The 21,205-nt window shown below is 36.2% G+C and carries 15 protein-coding genes; all 15 read right to left on the bottom strand.

All coding sequences use genetic code 11. The features are described from left to right. Positions 1–204 precede the first annotated feature (204 nt). Positions 205–1,092, bottom strand: coding sequence for a YitT family protein (locus ACQV2P_RS07630; protein WP_428873568.1), 888 nt, complete (start codon positions 1,090–1,092; stop codon positions 205–207). A gap of 110 nt (positions 1,093–1,202) precedes the next feature. Further along, positions 1,203–2,633, bottom strand: coding sequence for an Asp-tRNA(Asn)/Glu-tRNA(Gln) amidotransferase subunit GatB (gene gatB, locus ACQV2P_RS07625; protein ID WP_428894830.1), 1,431 nt, complete (start codon positions 2,631–2,633; stop codon positions 1,203–1,205). Positions 2,634–2,643: 10 nt separating this feature from the next. Beyond that, positions 2,644–4,110: an Asp-tRNA(Asn)/Glu-tRNA(Gln) amidotransferase subunit GatA gene (gene gatA, locus ACQV2P_RS07620; protein WP_428873566.1), complete on the bottom strand. Its 1,467-nt coding sequence runs from the start codon at positions 4,108–4,110 to the stop codon at positions 2,644–2,646. Between the two features lies 1 nt (position 4,111). After that, a complete protein-coding gene (gatC, locus tag ACQV2P_RS07615) occupies positions 4,112–4,411 on the bottom strand; it encodes an Asp-tRNA(Asn)/Glu-tRNA(Gln) amidotransferase subunit GatC (protein ID WP_428873565.1) in 300 nt (99 codons plus the stop codon). Positions 4,412–4,427: 16 nt separating this feature from the next. Next, positions 4,428–5,729 (bottom strand): CamS family sex pheromone protein, encoded by a 1,302-nt coding sequence (locus ACQV2P_RS07610; protein ID WP_428873564.1) that lies wholly within the window; start codon positions 5,727–5,729, stop codon positions 4,428–4,430. Beyond that, positions 5,719–7,743: an NAD-dependent DNA ligase LigA gene (ligA, locus tag ACQV2P_RS07605; protein ID WP_428874874.1), complete on the bottom strand. Its 2,025-nt coding sequence runs from the start codon at positions 7,741–7,743 to the stop codon at positions 5,719–5,721. Before ligA ends, ACQV2P_RS07610 begins: the two co-directional genes overlap by 11 nt. A 10-nt stretch (positions 7,744–7,753) precedes the next feature. After that, the gene (locus ACQV2P_RS07600; RefSeq protein ID WP_428873562.1) at positions 7,754–10,135 is read right to left on the bottom strand and encodes a UvrD-helicase domain-containing protein; all 2,382 of its coding nucleotides are present in this window, start codon (positions 10,133–10,135) and stop codon (positions 7,754–7,756) included. A gap of 140 nt (positions 10,136–10,275) precedes the next feature. Beyond that, complete coding sequence (locus tag ACQV2P_RS07595) at positions 10,276–11,412, bottom strand: ATP-grasp domain-containing protein (protein WP_428873561.1); 1,137 nt, start codon at positions 11,410–11,412, stop codon at positions 10,276–10,278. A 27-nt stretch (positions 11,413–11,439) separates the two neighbouring features. Next, positions 11,440–12,090 carry a glycoside hydrolase family 73 protein gene (locus tag ACQV2P_RS07590; RefSeq protein ID WP_428873560.1) on the bottom strand — a complete coding sequence of 217 codons (651 nt, stop codon included), beginning with the start codon at positions 12,088–12,090 and terminating at the stop codon, positions 11,440–11,442. A 68-nt stretch (positions 12,091–12,158) separates the two neighbouring features. Further along, on the bottom strand, positions 12,159–12,680 hold the full coding sequence (locus ACQV2P_RS07585; RefSeq protein WP_428873559.1) for a hypothetical protein: 522 nt from the start codon (positions 12,678–12,680) through the stop codon (positions 12,159–12,161). Between the two features lie 129 nt (positions 12,681–12,809). After that, complete coding sequence (locus ACQV2P_RS07580; protein WP_428894829.1) at positions 12,810–14,858, bottom strand: serine hydrolase; 2,049 nt, start codon at positions 14,856–14,858, stop codon at positions 12,810–12,812. Positions 14,859–14,951: 93 nt separating this feature from the next. Next, on the bottom strand, positions 14,952–17,864 hold the full coding sequence (locus ACQV2P_RS07575; protein ID WP_428876302.1) for an FtsX-like permease family protein: 2,913 nt from the start codon (positions 17,862–17,864) through the stop codon (positions 14,952–14,954). Positions 17,865–17,876: 12 nt separating this feature from the next. Beyond that, on the bottom strand, positions 17,877–18,578 hold the full coding sequence (locus ACQV2P_RS07570; protein ID WP_428873556.1) for an ABC transporter ATP-binding protein: 702 nt from the start codon (positions 18,576–18,578) through the stop codon (positions 17,877–17,879). Between the two features lie 18 nt (positions 18,579–18,596). Beyond that, a complete protein-coding gene (locus ACQV2P_RS07565; RefSeq protein ID WP_428894828.1) occupies positions 18,597–19,790 on the bottom strand; it encodes a class I SAM-dependent rRNA methyltransferase in 1,194 nt (397 codons plus the stop codon). A 72-nt stretch (positions 19,791–19,862) separates the two neighbouring features. After that, positions 19,863–21,035 (bottom strand): hypothetical protein, encoded by a 1,173-nt coding sequence (locus ACQV2P_RS07560; protein WP_428873554.1) that lies wholly within the window; start codon positions 21,033–21,035, stop codon positions 19,863–19,865. Between the last annotated feature and the right edge of the window lie 170 nt (positions 21,036–21,205).

Here is a 21,205-nt window from a genome sequence, read left to right as displayed (position 1 = left end):
AAAATCACCCATTTAATCAACTTAGAAACAGAAAAAACTGTTAATCATAAGCGAGGTCAACAAATATTAGGCTAGGTGTCACCGGTTCAATACCGACAACAAACAGCCTAACAGAGGTGTTCTTTATTCTGTCCCATTTATGGGGTGCAGTGCCAAATCATGCAAGGTTTTTATAATTATTCTTAAGAAATAGAAAGCATTATATTAGCCATTTGTATTTAAAATACTTTCGTCAGTCTCTAAAGTCATTTCTTCAGGTTCACGTAAGAAGGTAAAGCCTTCACCATCCACTTGTTGAACATCGTTAACCGCAATAAATGCTTTAGGGTCAATATTATGAACAATCTTTTTAACCGCCATTAGCTGACGATTGGAAACCACCACATATAATATTTGTCGTTGAGCCTTTGAGTAGAAGCCATAACCAGAGAAGATAGTAACCCCGCGCTTAACTTTATCCATAATTTCATTACCAATTTCTTCATGTTTTTCTGAAATAACAAACAGTGCATTTTTAGGATTGTAACCTGTAACCCAGAAGTTTAAGATTCGGCTATACAGGAGAATCCCAACAATGGAAATAGCGCCTTTTTCTAGACCAATCGCAAAAAATAATAAGGAAATAATCACTCCATCAAATATTAGTAAAGCATTTGAAACGCTAATTCCAACATACTTATTCAAAATTAAAGCAAGAATATCTGTACCTCCGGTTGATCCACCGCCACGAATGACAATTCCCAATCCTGTTCCCATAATTACCCCTGATACTAAAGGAGCAACTAATTGGTTATCTGGAATGAAAGGGGTAGGCTGAACGACTTTTAAAAAAAACGAAAGTGCAGCAATTGATAAGAGCGTATAAACAATCGTCATTTTACTCAATAATTTCCAACCAATAATCAGAATAATCACGTTTAAAACGAAGGCGGTCTTAGGAATATCAAAGTTTAGAGTATAGTGAAGAAAGAGGGTAAAACCAGTAACTCCGCCATCTCCCAACTCGTTCGGTAAAGATACTAAGTTGATAGCTAATGCGACTAAGAATGTTCCGACGATTGTCATTAATAATGACGATATGATATTTTTCATTTTTACACTTCCTATCTTCTTTTATAAATGGCTTTTCTTATAATTGTTTGAATCCAGTAAAAACGACACAAATGTCGGTTTTCACTTGTCTCGTTTATGATTCCTTATAGCTACATTGTTTGCAATTTTTCAAGGATTAACTCATTAACGACTTGGGGGTTTGCTTGACCTTTAGTTTTTTTCATAACTTGTCCTACAAAAAATCCAACAGCTCGATCTTTTCCATTCTTATAGTCTTCAACGGATTGTGGATTATTTTCAATAATATCTTCAATCAAAGGTTTCAATTGGGCTGGATCTGAAAGTTGAGCCATTCCTTGAGCTTCAACAATTTCTTTAGCGTTGCCCCCTTCTTGAGCTAATATTTTGAAGAGTTTTTTGGCAATTTTGGAAGAAATTGTTCCTTTATCAATTAGTTGGATCATTTCTGCTAAATTCTTAGGAGTTAAACCTGTTTGAGAAAGCTCAAGCTGTTGTGCATTTAGATAAGCAGATACTTCTCCCATTAACCAGTTGGAAGCTTGCTTTGCATCTGCTCCTTCTTGAATAGTTTCTTCAAAGAAATCTGACATTTCCTTTTGAAGGGTTAAGACCATGGCATCGTATTCCGGAAGCTGATAATTCTCAACATACTTTTTACGACGCACTTCTGGCATTTCTGGCATCGTTTGCTGGACTTGATCAATCCATTCTTGTGAAATAGTTACCGGTGGTAGATCTGGTTCAGGGAAGTAGCGGTAATCTGCCGCCCCCTCTTTAGTACGCATTAGAATCGTTTGTCCTGTTTTCTCGTCATAACGACGTGTTTCTTGATAAATGATACCACCAGATCTTAAAATATTTTCCTGACGTTTTTCTTCAAACTCTAAACCTTTGCGAACATAATTAAAGGAATTTAAGTTCTTGATTTCAGTTTTTGTCCCGAAAGCTTCTTGGCCAAAAGGTCGAATTGAAATATTACCATCGCAGCGTAAAGAGCCCTCTTCCATTTTCACATCCGAAACGCCTGTATACATTATTCTCTCCCGTAAGGCTTCTAGAAAGGCGTGGGCCTCTTTAGGGGAACGAATATCTGCTTCGGTAACAATTTCAATTAATGGCGTACCTTGGCGATTTAAATCAACATATGAATAGCCGTCCACTCCGTGTGTGTTTTTTCCTGCATCTTCTTCCAAATGAACACGTTCAATACGTATCCGACTTTTTTTTCCTTCTACTTCAATATCCAGGTATCCATTAGACCCGACCGGTTGATCAAATTGAGAAATTTGGTAGGCAGATGGATTATCCGGGTAAAAATAATTTTTACGATCAAACTTCATCTGCTTAGCTACCTGGCAATTTAAAGCTAGAGAAGCTTTCATTCCGTATTCTATCGCTTGGCGATTCATAGTCGGTAACGCTCCCGGATAGCCCCAATCTTTCTCATTGGTATTGGCGTTGGGATCCACACCGAAGCCAACAGGTGAGGAAGAAAAGATTTTAGATTGGGTTTTTAATTCCACATGGACTTCAAGTCCGATTACTGTTTCAAAATTCATCTAGATCCTCCTATAGTTTAGGTGCTTGCTTAACAAAGTCGTGACCTTGCTCAAAATCATAAGCCATTTGGTAAAGTAAGGCTTCGCTATCCACTGGGCCTGTGAGTGCCATTCCAATAGGCAAGCCCTTGCTATCAAAGCCGGCAGGTACAGATAGGCTGGGTATTCCAGCCAAATTAACCGGGATTGTCAACAAATCTGCCACATACATTTTGAGCGGATCTGAAATGCGTTCACCAATTTTGTAAGCTGTCGAATTAGTGACCGGTCCCATAATAAGATCGAATTGATCAAATACTTCTTTAAAGTCTTGAATAATTAATGAGCGCACTTGCGCTGCCTTCTTGAAGAATTTATCATAGGCGCCTGAGCTTAAAGAATAAGTCCCTACCATTAATCGTCGCTTGACTTCAGGACCAAAGCCTTCAGAGCGAGATTTTAAGTAGATTTCTTCTAAATTTTCAGCTGCTTTTGAACGATAACCGTAGCGAATACCGTCATAACGCTGTAAATTAGATGAAGCTTCCGCAGAAGCTAGTATGTAATAAACATTAATCCCGTACTCAGAGTGAGGAAGAGAAACTTCTTCAACGATTGCTCCTTTACTTGTAAAATAATCAGCTGCTTTTTCCATTGCTTGACGAACATCCGCATCAATGACCTCTGATTGATATTCTTTAGGAAAAGCAATTCGCTTGCCTTCAATGGATTGACCAATCAAACTGCTAAAATCTAATTTTTCGTCGGCTAAACTGGTCGCATCATTTGGATCATGCCCCGCAATCACTTGTAAAAGTAAAGCGTTATCTTCAACTGTTAAAGTCATCGGTCCGACTTGATCAAGACTAGAAGCAAAAGCGATCACTCCATGACGAGAAACACGACCATAAGTTGGCTTCATTCCAACAATACCTGTATAAGAGGCAGGTTGACGAATCGAACCACCGGTATCGGTTCCTAAAGCTGCTGGCACCTGTCTAGCACTTACGGCTGCTGACGACCCCCCCGAAGAGCCTCCTGGTACTCTTTCAAGATCCCAAGGATTTTTACTTGTTTTAAAATAGGAATTTTCAGTAGATCCTCCCATAGCGAACTCATCTAGGTTAACCTTACCCACTATAATGGCTCCTGCCTTTTTTAATTGTTTTATAACAAAGGCATCATAAGTTGGCACAAAATCTTCAAGCATTTTACTGGCTGCAGTTGTTTTAAAATCAGCTGTTAAAATATTATCTTTGATTGCTATAGGAATGCCTTTTAATAATTTTGAATCATTATTCGAATAGCCTTCTTCATCTGCAGCTTTAGCCACTTCAAAAGCCGGCTCTTTAAAATCTTCATAATTTAAAAAGGATTGAACAGCACTCTCCAAAGTCTCAATTTGCCGGTAGGTATGTTCAAGCAATTCGACAGCTGTAAATGTTCCTGATTCTAGCCCTTTTTTCATCTCAGTAATGGTTGTTGGGAATTTTTTCATCTTAATCTCCTTTTTCATCTTCGATAATCACTGGTACTTGAATATAGCCTTCATTTACTGTTGGGGCATTATCCAATAAGGCTCGATAAGACGGATTAGGGACTGCGATATCTTCACGATAAACATTCTTCAACTGGTTACCATGATAAGTCGGCTCGACACCTTCCGTGTTCACCTCTTGTAAATGCTCAACCATTTCAACAATCTCTTGGATATTTGGAGCAAATTGGTCCAGTTCTTCCTCACTAAAACTTAATTTGGCTAATTTTGCAACATGCTTAATTTCCTCGCGTGTAATCATTCTTTTCCCCCTCTTCTTATTGTCTAAATATATGTGATTGATACTCCGTTTCTCCTGCATTTCTACCTATATAAGCTTCTGTATCCGCATTAGAAACAATTTTAATCTCAATTGCTATGTTCTCAGGTAATGTTTTCTGCGCAGTGTCCAGCACATGCTGACTTAAAGCAGTAATTTCTGTTGTTTGATAAAACTGTGTGACTATTTCAATATCTAATGTTTTCAACTGATCGTCTGCATATAATACTTGACCGGAAATACCATTCAGATTGGGGAAAAACTCACGAATGCCTTTAGAAAAACTATCAAAATAAGCGTATTTTTCTGCTTCGACACCTGAATCAGTCATAGGTAGAGCAACTCGGTATTCATTAAGCTCTTTCCAATCAGAAACCGCATTTCCCTCACGTGAAATACCATCCAAGACAAAACTACCCCCTACAATTTCATCAGAAGGTGCCTGTCGGTATATACCCACTAGAATAGGAATAGATCTCAATTCTTCGGTTGCTCTTAAACGACCCACAATTATATTAGCATAAGCTCTTCCGCGCTCACGCATTTCTCCCATAGAGATTTCTTCTTCGTAAACAACCCCCTCTGGGTCGGTGTACTCATAACGCGAATTCATGGATAAGCCAAGAACAATACCTGCTAGCTTGTACCCTGTTTCAGTTTCAACCATAATATTTTTTTCTAAAATTTGCGATAAGTAAATAGGCGTAGATTGAACCTGAGTGACAACCTGATCTGGCCTACCGGCGTTCTCATCAATGATATTACCCTCTACATCAACCATAACCTCTTGACCATCTTCTAAAACCGAAGTTACTGTCGCTTCTTCAATAGTAGGGGATTGATTCTCAACAGTAGTATCAGTGTCAGAAGATGTTGTTTCACGATTAGCACCACCACTATCGACAGGGATAGCAGGGTTTAAGCCTGCTGGATTATTGTCTGCTTCTCTGCCTACCCAAGAAGTCAATGTATCACCATCAATCAATTGGCCTTCTTGTAAAAAGTATTGATCGGTAGGAAACACCTCTCGTGACAAACGTAACAGACCATCTTCGAAAGCAAAGGCATTGCCCGTTGAAGATAATGTGTAGTCTGCACTAGCTGAGGGGCCGAGTTGATACTTACCATCTGTTATTACAGCTCGATAATTTTCATTAGCTAATTGGTTAGAAGTTGACCTGGCCATCACCTTCTCAGGTGTCAGTTCTGCTTCTTCTTTTTTTACCTCTAAATTATTTAAGCAACCTGACAATAAAGTAAGACAGGTTAGCAATGTGATACATTTCAATTTATTTTGCATCGTTAATTCCACTTTCTACTAATTTTTCTATAAATGTAGATTCATCTATGATTGTAACACCTAAATCCCGAGCTTTTATTAATTTACTGCCGGCTTCTGCCCCCGCAATCAATATATCTGTTTTCTTTGAGACTGAGCCGGTTACATTTGCTCCTAAATTTTGTAAAATTTGCTTTGCTTCATTACGAGTATAAGCATTCATACTACCAGTTAGAACAATAGTCTTTCCTTTAAATTCATTGGTCTGTTGAGTGCCAATCACGGTTGTTTGAAAATCGGTTTTGACACCTATTTTTTTTAAACGATCAATCAATTTTAATGAAGACTCTTGTTGGAAATAATGAACCAGTGATTGAGAGATGATTTCACCTATGCCCTCAATTTGACCGACTTGTTCTGCCTCGGCAATCATCACTGTTTCTATTGTACCAAATTCTTCGGCAATTAGGCGAGCAGCTTTTGCACCGACATGACGAATTCCCAAAGCAAATAGTAATCGATCTAATCCCCTATCCTTAGACTCATTAATCGCTTGGATCAAGTTGTTAGCTGACTTTTCTTTAATCTTATCAAGTTTTAAAAGGTCTTCTTGCTTGAGATAATAAAGATCAGCCGGATTTTCAATCAAATGATGGTCCAATAATTGCTCAATAATTTTTTCACCCAGACCATCAATATTCATGGCTAATCGGGAAACAAAATGAGTAATCTGAGCCAACCTTTGGGCGGGACAGTTAGGATTAACACATCTTAAAGCCACTTCATCTTTAATTTTCACTAGCTCTTCATGACATTGTGGACATTCGGTAGGAATAGCTACCGGTCGATCATCTCGCTTTCTTTTAGTTAGATCAACCTCTAATATTTCGGGAATAATATCTCCTGCCTTATGGATAACGACTTGATCACCTATATGTAAATCAAGTTTTTCAATAAGATCTACATTATGAAGACTTGCTCTTTGAACAGTAGTTCCTGCCAATTGAACAGCCTCCATAATAGCGGTAGGGGTAACTACTCCAGTTCTACCCACTGTCCAATCTACATTAAGTAAAGTTGTTTGAGCAACTTCTGCTGGAAACTTATAGGCAATTGCCCAACGGGGCGCTTTAATAGTATGCCCCAATTTTTCTTGATATTCAAAAGCATTGACTTTAATAACCACTCCATCAATCTCATAGGGTAATTGGTGCCTTTTTTGGCCAACCGTTTGGATAAACTCCCATACTTCATTAAAATTATGACATTCTTTTCTAAAAGAGTTCGTTCTTAAGCCAACAGCTTCCATCTCTTCTAGGAGTTCTCCTTGAGAAGTTGCCTCTATATCCGATTGACTAGAGCAATTATACATAAATATGTTTAGTTGCCTCTTTGCTGCCTTTGCGGGATCTTTCTGTCGCAATGCACCAGCTGCCGCATTGCGAGGATTAGCCAAGGGACTTTCCCCTGCCTCATCTCTTTGTTCATTTAATTTTAAAAAGACCTCTTTAGGCATATAAGCTTCTCCTCGAAATTCACCTGAAATGGGCTTTCTCAGTCGTAATGGTAAGGAATGGATTGTTCGTAGGTTTTGAGTAATATCTTCTCCCGTTTGACCATTACCTCGTGTAGCTCCTCGAACAAACAAACCATCTTCATAAGTTAAGGCAATGGCAAGACCATCGATTTTACACTCACAGATAAAAGAATGCTGAGACCCAACCACTTCTTCTACCTTTTTAATAAAAGCGTGTATGTCTGCTTCATTAAAAGCATTACTTAAAGAGTACATGGTTTGAGCATGTTTAACCTTTTGAAAACCTTCTAACAGCTGGTCACCCACTCTCTGACTAGGTGAGTCCAAAGTGACCCACTCCGGATACTTAGCTTCAATCATGAGCAATTCTTGATACAGCTCATCATACTCTGCATCCGTAATTAATGACTGATCCAATACATAGTAAGAGTAAGCATAATTATTTAATTTTTCTTTTAAAGCATCTAAACGTTGTCTTTCTTTCTGCTGATTAGACATCAGGAGCCTCCTAATCTGATAACTTAGTAATTGGAGCAAATGCTGCCATTAACTGTTTAATTCCTTGCTCTGGAAAAGCTACTTTTAAAATTTGGTCGCTAGCTGACTTGTCAACTTTTACAATTGTCCCTTGACCCCAAGCTTTGTGGTCCACTTTGTCTCCCACTTGCCAGTTAATCATTTCTAGACCTTTGACATTTGAAGTTGCTTGGAAAGCTCGCTTCTTCTTAACGGGAGCCGAAGGGGGACTTAACTTAACTCTATTGGCTTGGTTTTTTCCTCGATTATTTGCAGTAAATCTTTTGACTCTTCCTGGAAGTCCAATATGCTCAAGTAAATCTTGTTCAATCTCATCTATAAATCGACTAACTAAATTTTGCTGATAACGTCCGTATAGTAGACGATTGGATGCTGCTGTTAAATATAATATTTCCTCAGCGCGTGTCATTCCTACATAGGCTAATCTTCTTTCTTCCTCTAAATCTTCTTCATTATCAAAAGAACGATAGGATGGGAAAATCCCTTCTTCCATTCCAACAATAAAGACAACCGGAAATTCTAAGCCCTTGGCTGCATGTAGAGTCATCAAAGTGATACCCATTTGTTCATCCTCTTCTTGGTTATCACTAACCAAAGACAATTCTGTAAGGAATTGAGTCAATAAAGCTGTTGATTGATTAGTATCGTCCTCACTTTCCACTGCTGACTCAAATAGATCCAAAGCAACATTTGAACCTGATATTTCTAAAATTGCTTGCGATTCGATAGTGCTTTGATCTTGATTTTGAAAATCAGGATCTTTTTCTAACAGTAAACTATGATCCTCTTGGTCAAAAAGTTTAGTTACTGAAGCAAATTCTTCTAAGTTTTCTAAGCGAGCTCGACTTTCAAGAGTGCCTTCTTCAATTAAAGCCTGAGTATAGTTTGAAAGCTGCCACACTTGCTCTACTAGTTCACTCATAGAGAGATATTTTGCTTGTTCTTGAAGATTTTTAACCATTTGAGCAAACGTTTGTAATTTCTTTTGTACTGCTTTAGATAGTTGAGACTGATCTAAATAATCGATCGCCATGAACCAGGGTAACTGAATCTGAGCAGCAAAATTTGATAACCGCTCGATAGTGGTATTTCCAATTCCACGTTTAGGAACATTCACAATTCGATTAAAGCTAAGGTTGTCAGCGGGGTTATTAATTAACCTTAAATAAGCCAAGGTGTCTTGGATTTCTTTACGAGCATAAAACTTCAAGCCCCCAATAATTTTATAAGGTAAATTGGCTTTTAACAGCTGGTCCTCTAAAGAGCGTGACTGAGCTTGAGTTCGATAAAGAATAGCAAAATCATCATTTTTTAAATTAAAACGATCTTTAAGCTCAATAATTTCTTGAATAACAAAAAGCGCCTCCTCTGAGTCGTTGTCTGAATGATAAAACTTAATCTTGCTTCCTTTGTCCTTATTAGACCATAATTTCTTAACTTTACGATTTCGATTATTTTTAATCACACTATTAGCTGCAGCTAAAATATTTTGACTGGAACGGTAGTTTTGTTCTAATAGAATCGTTTTAGCTTGAGGAAAGTCAGATTCAAAGTTTAAAATGTTTTCCATATTTGCGCCGCGCCAGCCATAAATAGATTGATCAGCATCTCCTACTACACAAATGTTATTAAGAATTCCTGTTAATAATCGAATGAGTTGATACTGAGTATTATTGGTATCTTGGTACTCATCAACATGAATATATTGAAACTTATGCTGATAAAAGTGACGGACATCATCATATTCTTCTAATAATTTAACAGTATTAAGAATCAAATCATTAAAATCCATGGCGTTGGCTTGTTTTAATTTTGTCTGATAAAGTTGATAGACTTTTGCATAAATTTCTTCAACAAAATTACCGGCAGTTTGTAAATAATGTGCTGGGCTTTTACCTTCATTTTTTGCTTGTTCAATTTGCCATAGAAGATTCTTATCTTTAAATTGTTTGCTATCTAAATTTAATTCTTTTAACACTTGACGCATCAAAGTTAGTTGTTCAGATGGGTCTACGATTGAGAAATTTCGTTGATAACCGATTTTTTCGCCCTCTCTTCTAAGTATCCTCACACACATTGCATGAAATGTTGAGACCCATATAGAGTCTGCATCTGGGCCAACTAAGTTTTTAATCCGCTCTTTCATTTCATTTGCGGCTTTATTTGTAAAAGTAATAGCCAATATATTCCAAGGATTTACTCTTTCTTCTTCAACAAGATAAGCGATTCGGTGAGTAAGAACCCGTGTTTTTCCTGAACCTGCCCCAGCGGCTATTAACAGCGGTCCCTGGGTAGTCAATACAGCCTCCTTTTGCTTATTATTTAATCGACCTATACTTTCTAATAAATTCATATTATCACTCCATTTCACCAACGCTTCCAATATTTGATATTATATCAAAAATAAGAACAATCTCCTATGTCCTTTATAGCCTTCTCTCAACTCCTCATAAAATAAAAAGAAGCCAAGGCTATCCCTTCAGCTTCTTAATTCTATTGAATTTTATATAATCCGGTCATTTCAATTTGCCGATCACACGATATTAAACTATCTCCCGTTATGATTACCTGTCCTTCCAAATGATTGTGTAATTGTCCAGGAAAATTTACTAAAGCAAAACCCCAATCTGTGCGAGACATATATTGTGTCATGACATTTTCTATATTTAAATATTCTAAAGGAATCGCTATAGCTGCTGCTGATTTTACTTTTAAAGTAGGCAAAGGCAAGCCTGACAGTGCTCGCATACACGCTTCGAATTGCGATATGGACATCGAGCCGATTGTAAAAGTTGCCGCTTGCGATAAGCCAATCGAAGCTTGATTGATGTAAATAACACCAGAAGATGTAATAAAGAATTCTAATGTCAAAGCCCCAATCAATGTAAGTGACTCAGCAATTAATCGGCCTAATCGGTTGATTTCATTAGAAACCTCATCAACAATACGCGCAGGATACCTTACTTGTGTACCAATAATTAACCCTTTATCTACTAATTCAAAGGGAGGATAAATCAATAATTCTCCTCGCTCATTTCTGACAACAGTCAAAGAAACTCTCTTCTCAACTGGAATCCAAGCCTCAAGTATACATGTTGCTTGCTCAACTTTCTTCTCTGCTAAAGGTAAATCATCCTCATTGAATAGAAGAATGTGGTCCTTGGCTTGATTCAAATGTCGTTGTCCTGACTTAAGAACACAAGGATAACCTATATATTCTATCGCTTCTTTAATATCTTCAATGGAAGTCACCATTGAAAAAGGAGCTACTAAACTTTTAGTAGAGTCTAAATAAACTTTTTCAATTAAACGGTCTGTTGTAATTGCAACTAAATCTTCTGATAAAGCCAAGTCAGTATATTCTTCCAATAATTTATAATGTCGGTTTGATAAAATACCTGGTTCAATATATATCATATCCACTAAGCTTGCAAATTCGATTAAACTCTCGTCTTGATAGTTAGCATCGACTATTTGCCAATAAGAAAATTGTTTGACCGGGTTTTCATCATGACTCACCATGCTTGCTACACGATACCCCAATCTTCCGGCCTCTTGGGCCAGTAAAGCGGTTGTAAGTGAGTCTCCAATAATACCAATCATACTTCCTGGTTGATGTCTTCGAACCATTTTATCCCTCCCATCATATTATTCTTTTTATGGTTGATCATATTGATCCAATTGCCACTCTTCAATCATATTTATTAATTTTTCTCCGTAATTTGGATCGGTTGCATAACCCGAATCTTGTAATGCCTGAGCTTGTGATTGGAAATCCTTGGCTTGTAATACAGCTTGATATTGATTAGGATCCCAAGAAGTTCCATTAATCATTAAAAGAGCGTGCTCACGCATTGATGCTTGTCTAGAAGGATACACCTTAAAATAATCCTTAATCTCAACCCACTCGCCATCAAAAAACTCCATTGTTGGATAGAGTGCAGAATTAGGATCGTCAGCACTTGTTTTTACACCATATAGATTATTATGCTGGCTAGCTAATTGACTTCTACCAAAGTCCGATTCTAAAACAGCTTGAGCTAAAGACACAGAAGCATAGACACCAAACTCTCTTTGTAAAGCTTGGGCAGTTGGGACCAAATCTGCAATAAATTGTTCTTTGAGCAAGTGATCTGATTGATAAAGCTCATTTTGATAAAAATTAGGAGCCGGTTGTGACATCCAACGAAATAACAACACAAAAAGTAAACTAATAAAGATAATCATAAAGAAGCTTAAACATCCTAATCGTTTAAAGAAAGCTTCCTGCCATTTTTTGAATTGTTTAAGTTTCTTATTATTTTTCAAAGTTTTTTTTCTGGGTCTATGAGCTTTTTTGCGTTTTCTTTGCACCAAATAGCTTCACCACTCTATTTTTATTCTTCGACAGTGTCTCTTACTTTATCACTTTGGTCATCAAACCATTGTAAGAGTTTTACCTCATCAGTTTCTAATTGTTGTCTCAAAACTCCAGGTAGACGAATTTCTATTATATCGTTGTATCCCCAAAATTGATAATCTGCAATTAATTGCAAGATCATTGTGTTCTGTTGGTTTTCTGAGCTTTCACTCTGATGCCATTCTAAGCGTACCATACCATGGTTAACCCAAGTCTTGGCGATTTGATATTTAAGATAGAGGTATTCTCCAACAGGATTAGCTGAAACCTCTGGAATTATTTCAGCATTTCGCACAACTTTTTGAACAAGCATCCATTCATAGTCAGTAAATAAAGTCGATATTATTTGGATATTTTCAAATTTTAAACCTTGTTCTCCTTTTTTCCATCGGTCCCAAGATTGAGGACTAATGCCTAACTTTTCCGCATAAAAAGCTTTTTCAGTTTGAAATTTCTCTTTAATAGCATGAATAACGATTTGTATCAGTGTAGGACTCATTGAAATTCCTCCCTTTTTCTCTATTATACACCTAAAAAGTGATGTGAGAAGTGGAAAAGCTCTTAAAAATAGAAAGACTTCTTAAATTGAAGTCTTTCTATCTCAAAACTAATCATTTGAATAAACCTTTTAATAATAATACCAAGCACCATTTTCATCTTGATACCAGGTGCCTCTACGGTATTCATCGCCAAACCAGTAATAGTTTTCTGTTTGCTTGCCATTATATAAATTATCTGTCGGCTCTACACCTGTTTCAACCGATGTAACAGGTGGGGTTACTACTGCTTGAGTAGTCTGAACTGGTTCTTGCGTCACCTCAAGAGTAGTTTCATTTTCTAAGATCTCAGCACCTTCTTGGTTCGCTAAATATTGTATGAGTATATCATTAATTGTTTGGCTTATCTTACCATTCATTTCATAAGGTTCAGTGAATTTTTTTGTAAGAACTACAAAAATATAGTCTTCTCCTGCTGCTTGAGCAATCCCGGCAATATGTTGAAGTTGTGGGTTTTCTTCGGTAGTTAATAATTCGTAACGTTGAGTCACATTAGCATTATAATTGGGAAATTTATCTGTGAATGGTGAGAGATTGACTGATTCTTTCAGCAAGTCGTCATATTCTCCATCAATCAATTCGTTTTTAGCTAATTTGACAAGTAAATTAGCTAAGTCCGTTACATCAGTGACTGCACCCGTTATGTAACTATCTTCTTCAATAGCTAATGGAGCGTTCATACGAGTAGCAAAATATCCAGACTCTTTTAACCAGTAGTTAAAGCGGTTGACACCCTCAGCAAGCTGAACGAGATGATTCATGGCAGAGGCATCTCCTGATTGAATAGTTAAATCAATCAACTCTTGGACTGTATAGGAATCTCTAGCTTGACTTGCCACTTGTCCTGTATCCCCAGAAGCAATTAATTGTGTTTTAACAGGGATTTCTTGGTCAAGAGTAATTGTTTCTTCTGCTAGCAATTCATAGGTACGTTGTAAAATAAACCAAGCGATTAGACGATCAGCCTCCATTGTTTGGTTTTCATAAACAAAGGGTGCTTTATCTCCTAGCTGTTGAATTTGTAAAGCTACTGTTTCCTGATTAGAAAAGTAATTGGTAACTATTTGATTAAACTGATCAATTCTTTCTGCTTGATCTTGCTTATTTGGTACTTCATAAGCGATGCGTTCTGAAAAATTCTCTGCACTTATTAAAAGCTCTTGTTGACTTGTATCTTCACCAATCACTGATAAAGCGGGATCATTAAAGGATAATCTAAGTTTCTTGCCTTCTTTAAAAAGAGAAAACTCATCCTTCAATTCTGCTTCAGTCTCATTATATTTCACTTTAAAGTTAAATGTTTCTTGATCTACATCAGAAAGAGAGTTGGCAAAATCGAGATTAACTGTAATCATCGGATAAGCATCCACATCTACCTTTGATTTTTCTATTTCAAAAACAGTATCTTCTACAGTGGTTGTTTGATTTTCTTCTTCTGATTTTACTTCAGAAGAAGAATTATCTGAAGTAACATTCATTGTTTTTTCAGTATCCTTTGGAAGTTGAGAAGTCTCAGTTTCTTGGACAGGTTGTTCACTATTTTGATTTATTATTGGGTCCAAATAACTCTTAACCATGCCTACCAATTGAGGTCCGTAAACAAACATTAAAAAAAAGGCTGCCAATAAAATTAACCATTTGACAATAGTCCAAAGCGTTTTACCAAAACTAGTCTTTTTAGTTCTAGGGACAATATAATCTTCAGCATTATCGGTGGATTCATCAGAAAATAATGAGCCAGTGTACGGATAAGATAAAATTTCGTCTGCCCTTTTCTTAAAAGCTTCTTCTGAATCCTCTTCCGATTCATTGCCTTTTGAATTTGATTGAAGTGAACGTTCATAAGCTAATTTGGCTTCTTTTTCTGCTTCTGCTAATTCTTTTTCAAGAGATCGCCTAACAGGAACGTGCTGTCTATTGTCTTTGATAGCTTGAGAATGTTTTTCATTATCAGCTACTTCATTTAGACCACGGATATCTTTTTCAACTGATATTTCATCATTAGGTTTTCTCTTTTTCAATAAACTCTGTTCTTTTTTATCTGCTTGATTAAATCTATAACCGCAGTACGCACATTGGGTCTTACTACGGACTTTCCGTCCACAATTTGGACACTTCATTTGATTGCCTCCTCTTAGATAGTCGCTCTATAATTGGTTCTTAACTTAAACCATTGTAGCATATTCTTAAAGGGCTTAACAATACGGGACTGATTAATCAAGTCCCTTGAGAGCTTCTACCATATTAATACGTTTTATTTTTTGGTGCATGATCAGCATAACAGAACTTGAGAAAATAAATGTAAGAATAAAGGATATTAAAAAGGATGCTAGGGTTGCCCTAGGATAAAAGAGCATTGAATTCATTTGCATCTGTTTCATAATAATATGTGTAAGCACACGTCCAGCTATCAGGCCAAAAGAAGAACCTAATACTGTGATTATAAAGATTTCCTCATAGACATACAAACTCACTTCTCTTGCATAAAAACCTAAAACTTTGATAGTGGCCAGTTCACGATTTCTCTCTTCTATATTAATATTGGTCAAGTTATACAAGACCACAAAAGCTAAGGCTGCCGCTGAAACGATTAAAACAATTGTAATGACGTATAAACTATCCATCGTCTTGCTAACTACTTCTTCTATATTAGTTATATTAACGATAGCTTGAACATCCTCATTATCTTGTAACTGGTCTTCTATACGAGTCACTTTGGCATTAGCTTCATATTTCAGTAAAAAAGCATTAATTTGAGCGGGCTTTTCAAACACCTGATTGTAGTCATTTTCTCCCATATAGAGATAATGATTGACATAGTTTTCTGCTGCTCCCTTTAAAGGAATCGTATAATTTTCATCGTCCATTTTAAAGATAGCTTTAGAGTTGGGTTTTAAGTTGAATAACTCAGCTAATCGTTCTGTATAAAGAGGTCCTGCTTCATCTAAATCAACTGGTTCAGCCACTTTATCATCTCCACCTTGTCTTACAAATACAAAGTCTTTAAATGATTGAACATCACCTAGCGGAACTATTAAATTGACATTTTCTTTTTCAACATCATTTTCTAATTCTAAGGATTCTGAACGGATTGGATAATACGCTTCAATGCCTTCGTAATCTGCTAATTCATCTTGCAGTTTTTGAGTTTGATATTGGCCTAAATCTTCATTCAAGACCAGGGTAGCATCATAGCGTTGTAATTGCTCAAATTGATTAGAAAGCAAACCTGAAATAGTATCACTAATTCCAAAACCAGTGAGAATTAACATTGAACAGCCTGCTACACCAATGAAAGTCATGAGATTTCTTCCTTTATATCTGAAAAGGTTTCTCAAAGTCATTTTACGATTAAAAGATAAGCGTTTCCAAAACTCAGTCCAATTTTCAAGTAAAATTTGTTTACCTTGTTTAGGGGGTTCAGGTCTTAAAAGTTGTGCAGGAGCTTGCTTTAACAATACATAAGGTGTATATATTGCTGGTATCAGTGTACAAGCTAAAGCAATAGCACCGACAATCATATTCCAATATAAAGAGCGAGGAATCAATGGGTTAGCCAAATAAAACATGGAATTATATGCTTGTAGAATAATTGGTGGAAAGATACGATAGCCCAAAGATATTCCTAAGACTATTCCAATCACTCCTGCTAACCCAGCATACACCACAAATTTTAAGATTACTTGCCAGCGATGGTATCCCATTTGTTGCATGGTTCCCATATAGTTTCTTTGTTCACTTGACATGCGCTTAACAGTTGTGAAAACAACTAAAACGGCAATAGCAAAAAAGAAAACTGGAAACAAATTAGAAATAACATTCAATTTTTCCGCATTTTCTTTCAGAGATTTATAAGCTGCATCGTCTTGACGTGTCAACACATGATAAGTCGGTTCTTTTAAATCTGCTTCTAATTCTTTAAGTTCCTCAAGTGCTAATTGTCCTTCTCTTAATTCTAGATTATTCTCAGCAATACTATCTGCTACAGCTTTTTTTGAGCGACTCAGTTGATTTTCTCCGAAAAACAACTCATTACTAGCCATTAAGCTTTGTTCTTGACCTTCCAACAACTCTGCTTGTTCTTCAGGCTTTCCTAAAGCTTGAGGATTATTAGAGTCTATATTGCCTTCTAGAGACTGCCGCAATAAGTTTTCTTCAATTTGACTAAATTCTATCTTAGCTTCTTGAAGGTCTTGTTCAGAATCTATCAGTGTCTTTTCGACTTCGGAGATTTTTTTATTTGCCGCCTCAAAGTCATTATTAGCTTCTTCTAAATCTGAACTAACCTCATCATATTTAGCTTGAATATCCTTTTTACTGGCTTCCAAACGCTGTTTTGGACGATTAGCTAACAAATCTTCTAATTTAATTTTTAGTTGATCGAGCCTTGATTGATAAGCTGGTTCATAAGCTCTCTTTCTATTATTACGTATCCAATAGAAAACTTCACTATAGTAACTGGCTTGTATTTGATCTTCTTGAATTAACCCAAAAACAGAATGGTCGAGGCCTCGATTAATGCGTTCATAATAAAGTGGTGTTTGAACAAATCCAACAACTTCAAACTCATTTGTTATCAATTCACTATCTTTTATTGAAAAGATTGAATCTGAATTATCACTATCTATAGCGTCTTCACTTGCTCGTTGGTTCAGAGTGATTTTTACCTTATCTCCAACTTTGACAGACTCGTTTGGATCAGTATTAATTAAATCAAGATACTTACTATCCAATGTGATTTCAGAAGCTTTCTGTGGAAATCTCCCTTCAACCAATTGATAATATTTTTTATCTTGTTCATTGATACCAAAAACTTTGATAGGTTGAGTACTTGGCTCAACCATACCAATAACTGATTTAATGGGACGTAACCGAAGTTCTGCTCCATCTTTTAAATTTTTAATTTCTTTAATGTCATTATCATTAATACCTTGAGTAGATAATATACGACCGTCGGGCAAATCATAAGTTTCATAATAGTCACGCGCGGTTTCTACCATAGCTGGTCCTGTTGCTTTGATTCCAATAAAAAAAGCAACTCCTAGACTAATAATAGCTAATATCGATAAGAATCGTGGGAAACTTTTTAATATCTCACGAAAGATATCCTTTATGAGCGATTTCATGTTACCTCCTTTCTACCAATGTAAATCTAATACATTAGTAGGATGCGGATTTTTAACGATTTCTTCTACTTGTCCATTACGAATTTTAATCACACGGTCTGCCATTTTCGAAATCACCGTATTATGAGTGATTACCACAACAGTTGTACGTGTTTCTCGACATGTATCTTGTAATAATCTCAAAATTTGTTTGCCGGTTTCATAATCTAAAGCACCTGTAGGCTCATCACAAAGAAGAATTTTGGGTCTACCTGCTAAGGCCCGCGCAATAGAAACTCTCTGTTGCTCTCCACCAGATAGCTGAGCAGGAAAACTATCTAATCGATGTCCTAACCCTGCTTCTTTAAGTACGGTTTCTGCTTGCATATTACTTTTAGCAATGTGGATCATTAATTCCACATTTTCTTTAGCTGTTAGGTTAGGAACTAAATTATAATTTTGAAAGACAAAACCAACGTTATTTCGCCTAAAACGCGTTAACTGCTTAGCCTTGTATTTAGCAATGTCTTCTCCATCTATAACTACCTGTCCGGAGGTCGCTTGATCCATTCCACCTAAGATATTTAGTGTAGTTGATTTACCAGCTCCGGAAGGACCTAAAATAACCACAAACTCTCCCTCATCAATTGTAAAACTGACTCCATCATTTGCTCGTGTAACGACTTCGCCAGTTTTATATTCTTTAACAACTTCTTTTAATGCAATATAAGACATTCTTACTCCCTGCCTTTCTTATTCAGAACAATAATATACCAGAACTGTAAGATACTGACTCGTAGGATCAACGGAAGAAGGGTAGTCTTCGGGAAGTCTAAAACTTTGAATCAATTGAACCTTCTTGCCACTTAAACGCCCAGCTTCATTCATATCCTCAATAAATTTATCTTTTGAGTAAGCTGAATGGTTTGTGGATAAGACACACAAACCTCCTGCTTTCGTTATTTTAAACAAATCTTTAGCCATTTTTATATAATCAGTTAAGGCTGAAAAAACATAACGTTTGGTTCGGGCAAAACTAGGAGGATCACATACCACCATATCAAAATCTTTTGAAGAGCGTTTGACATAGTCAATATAATCAAACACATCCATAATTCTAATCTCGTTAGATAAATTGTCAGCGTCCAATTGATTAATTAAGAAATTTTCTTTAGTTAACTCTAATGAACGGTTAGCTACATCTACACTGATAGTATTACTGGCACCACCTAGGCTAGCTGCAACTGAAAATGCACCCGTGTATGAAAAAAGATTTAACACAGACAAGCCTTTTGCTTGCTCTTGAATATACTGTCGTACCTCTCTTTGATCAAAAAAAAGGCCTGTCATCCAATCCTGACCTAAATAAATAGCATACTTTCGATTCTGTTCTTTAATAATTAGAGGCTGTTGGGCTTCTTTTCCGGTAACATGTCCCATTGCTTTTTCACTATCACCTATTGGAAAACGCTTGGTTTCGTATATACCTGCTACTTCAAGTGGAGATTCTAAAAGAATTTCAAGCCACCAATCACGATACTCATAAGCACCTTTAGAATACCAGTTGATTTGAATGAAATGGTCATACCAGTCGATTGATATTCCTCCTAATCCATCTCCTTCACCATTGAATAAACGAAAACCCGTTGTTGTAGGGTCGTCCAATAGAGATTGTCTACGTTCAACAGCTTCTTGAAAGTAAATTGAAAAGAGTTCTTTGGACCACAAATCTTCCAAATTTAAGCTAAAAACCCAAGCAAAGCCTTTGTTTTGCCGACCAACGAAAGCTTGCCCTTTAAAGTTATAACTGCGATCAGTAATAAAGATAATCATCCCCTCAGGTGCATCTTTAATATCATCAGGATCTTCAAAGTCTTCTAACCTTATTAATTTTTCTCCTGCTTGAATTCTTTGACTCGCAAAATCTTTTAAATAAAAACACTTCATTCTATTACCCCTTTCATTCTTAAGATCATTTATAGTAGAAGTCTCTAGAAAACAAGCCCATTTCTTAAAGCATTACTTTTTCTCTTTTGATAGTAATTCTTCCATTAAATAGTCAGCAGCTGCCGGACTGATTGTTTTAAGACTTGTTCTTTGGGGAATAACTACTTTTTTAGGTTTAAAAGAATATTCTAATCGAACTCTTTTAGTAGTAAGTTCAGCTGTATCTTTGCTAAAAAAGTTAAAAGCTACATTTTCTACAATACCCTCCAAGGTAACATCTAAAATTTGTTTATCTGGATCAAAGTCCATGGTGAAACTCGTTAATTTATCAGTTAAACCTTGGCTCATCAAATTTAGTGTTTTATTGAACTGTGGTGTTCGGTGTTCCGTTTCCTTAACTTGTAAATGGTTAGAAAATTCGGATTCAATTTTTGTTCCGAATAAAAAATCATTCGCTTGCTCATTAATTTTAATTTGATGGTTGAATTGATTTTCCCAATCTTGATACTCGCTCATGATAGATGAAGTAGAAGGTTGAATTAAATGATCTAAACGATAAGAGATGGATAAGAAGGGGTGCTTATCAAAGAAAAGACTTGGAATATCGATTCTTTCAATATTTAAATGATATTGATCCTTCTTGAAACTTAATTGTCCCTTATCTACTCTCATTAACTTATCCTGATTAGGAATGAGCAGCAAAGAAGTCGCAGGCTTTTCATTAAGATTAACCGTCCCGATTGTTTCATTTGAAAATTCTGTATAAAGATTAGTGTACTTAGCCATTTGTTTATCAAACTGGTAATTAAAAAAAGCTTGTTTAAAATAAGCTAGGCTATCTAAAAAAGCAAATTCTTTTACATAGAACAAACGGTGTCTTCCATATGATATAAAGCCAAAATCTGCTGTCTCGGGATAATCATCTTCCATTTGAAACTTTAAATCGCCCTTCAGGTCTCCTTTTGTAACATCTACTTGGTAGGTCGCTTGCCCCATCGCTTGATTTTTATCCAGGTTGGTCCACTTCATCTTGACCTCAAATTCTTCAACCTCTTTCAAATCAATTAATGATTCTGAAAGTTTCTTAAGTAATTCTTGATCCACTTTGTTTTCTATTGATGTTTTAGTTTCTGTTAATGACTCTGTGGTTATTTGATTCGCTTTAGCAGAAATAGGAGTATATAATAAAGCTAATAATATAGTGAAAATAAAAAGCTTATTGACTAGTTTAAATCCTCTATCCATAAATCCTTCTCCTTTTTAAAAAGTCTTACTATTATTATAAATGAAGTTCAGCTTTAATACACCAACAATCTACTCTATAAAATTAGCTTCAAAAAACCTCTAAATTTGAAGTGACCCCCAAAAGTTCGAGTTAAAAACTAACTTTTGGGGGTACTTTTATGTCTAAAAAT

Source organism: Facklamia sp. P12932 (genome assembly GCF_050409545.1).
Lineage (GTDB): Bacteria > Bacillota > Bacilli > Lactobacillales > Aerococcaceae > Facklamia.
Note: the sequence above shows the minus strand (reverse complement) of the source record. Positions and strands in the feature narration are given on the sequence as shown.

Coding starts and splice junctions, on each gene's coding strand:
- ACQV2P_RS07570 (WP_428873556.1), bottom strand. CDS start 18,578: ATGTCTTATATTGCATTAAAAGAAGTTGTTAAAGAATATAAAACTGGC.
- ACQV2P_RS07580 (WP_428894829.1), bottom strand. CDS start 14,858: ATGAAGTGTCCAAATTGTGGACGGAAAGTCCGTAGTAAGACCCAATGT.
- ACQV2P_RS07575 (WP_428876302.1), bottom strand. CDS start 17,864: ATGAAATCGCTCATAAAGGATATCTTTCGTGAGATATTAAAAAGTTTC.
- ACQV2P_RS07565 (WP_428894828.1), bottom strand. CDS start 19,790: ATGAAGTGTTTTTATTTAAAAGATTTTGCGAGTCAAAGAATTCAAGCA.
- ligA (WP_428874874.1), bottom strand. CDS start 7,743: ATGTCTAATCAGCAGAAAGAAAGACAACGTTTAGATGCTTTAAAAGAA.
- ACQV2P_RS07585 (WP_428873559.1), bottom strand. CDS start 12,680: ATGAGTCCTACACTGATACAAATCGTTATTCATGCTATTAAAGAGAAA.
- ACQV2P_RS07600 (WP_428873562.1), bottom strand. CDS start 10,135: ATGAATTTATTAGAAAGTATAGGTCGATTAAATAATAAGCAAAAGGAG.
- ACQV2P_RS07560 (WP_428873554.1), bottom strand. CDS start 21,035: ATGGATAGAGGATTTAAACTAGTCAATAAGCTTTTTATTTTCACTATA.
- ACQV2P_RS07595 (WP_428873561.1), bottom strand. CDS start 11,412: ATGGTTCGAAGACATCAACCAGGAAGTATGATTGGTATTATTGGAGAC.
- ACQV2P_RS07610 (WP_428873564.1), bottom strand. CDS start 5,729: ATGCAAAATAAATTGAAATGTATCACATTGCTAACCTGTCTTACTTTA.
- gatB (WP_428894830.1), bottom strand. CDS start 2,633: ATGAATTTTGAAACAGTAATCGGACTTGAAGTCCATGTGGAATTAAAA.
- gatA (WP_428873566.1), bottom strand. CDS start 4,110: ATGAAAAAATTCCCAACAACCATTACTGAGATGAAAAAAGGGCTAGAA.
- gatC (WP_428873565.1), bottom strand. CDS start 4,411: ATGATTACACGCGAGGAAATTAAGCATGTTGCAAAATTAGCCAAATTA.
- ACQV2P_RS07630 (WP_428873568.1), bottom strand. CDS start 1,092: ATGAAAAATATCATATCGTCATTATTAATGACAATCGTCGGAACATTC.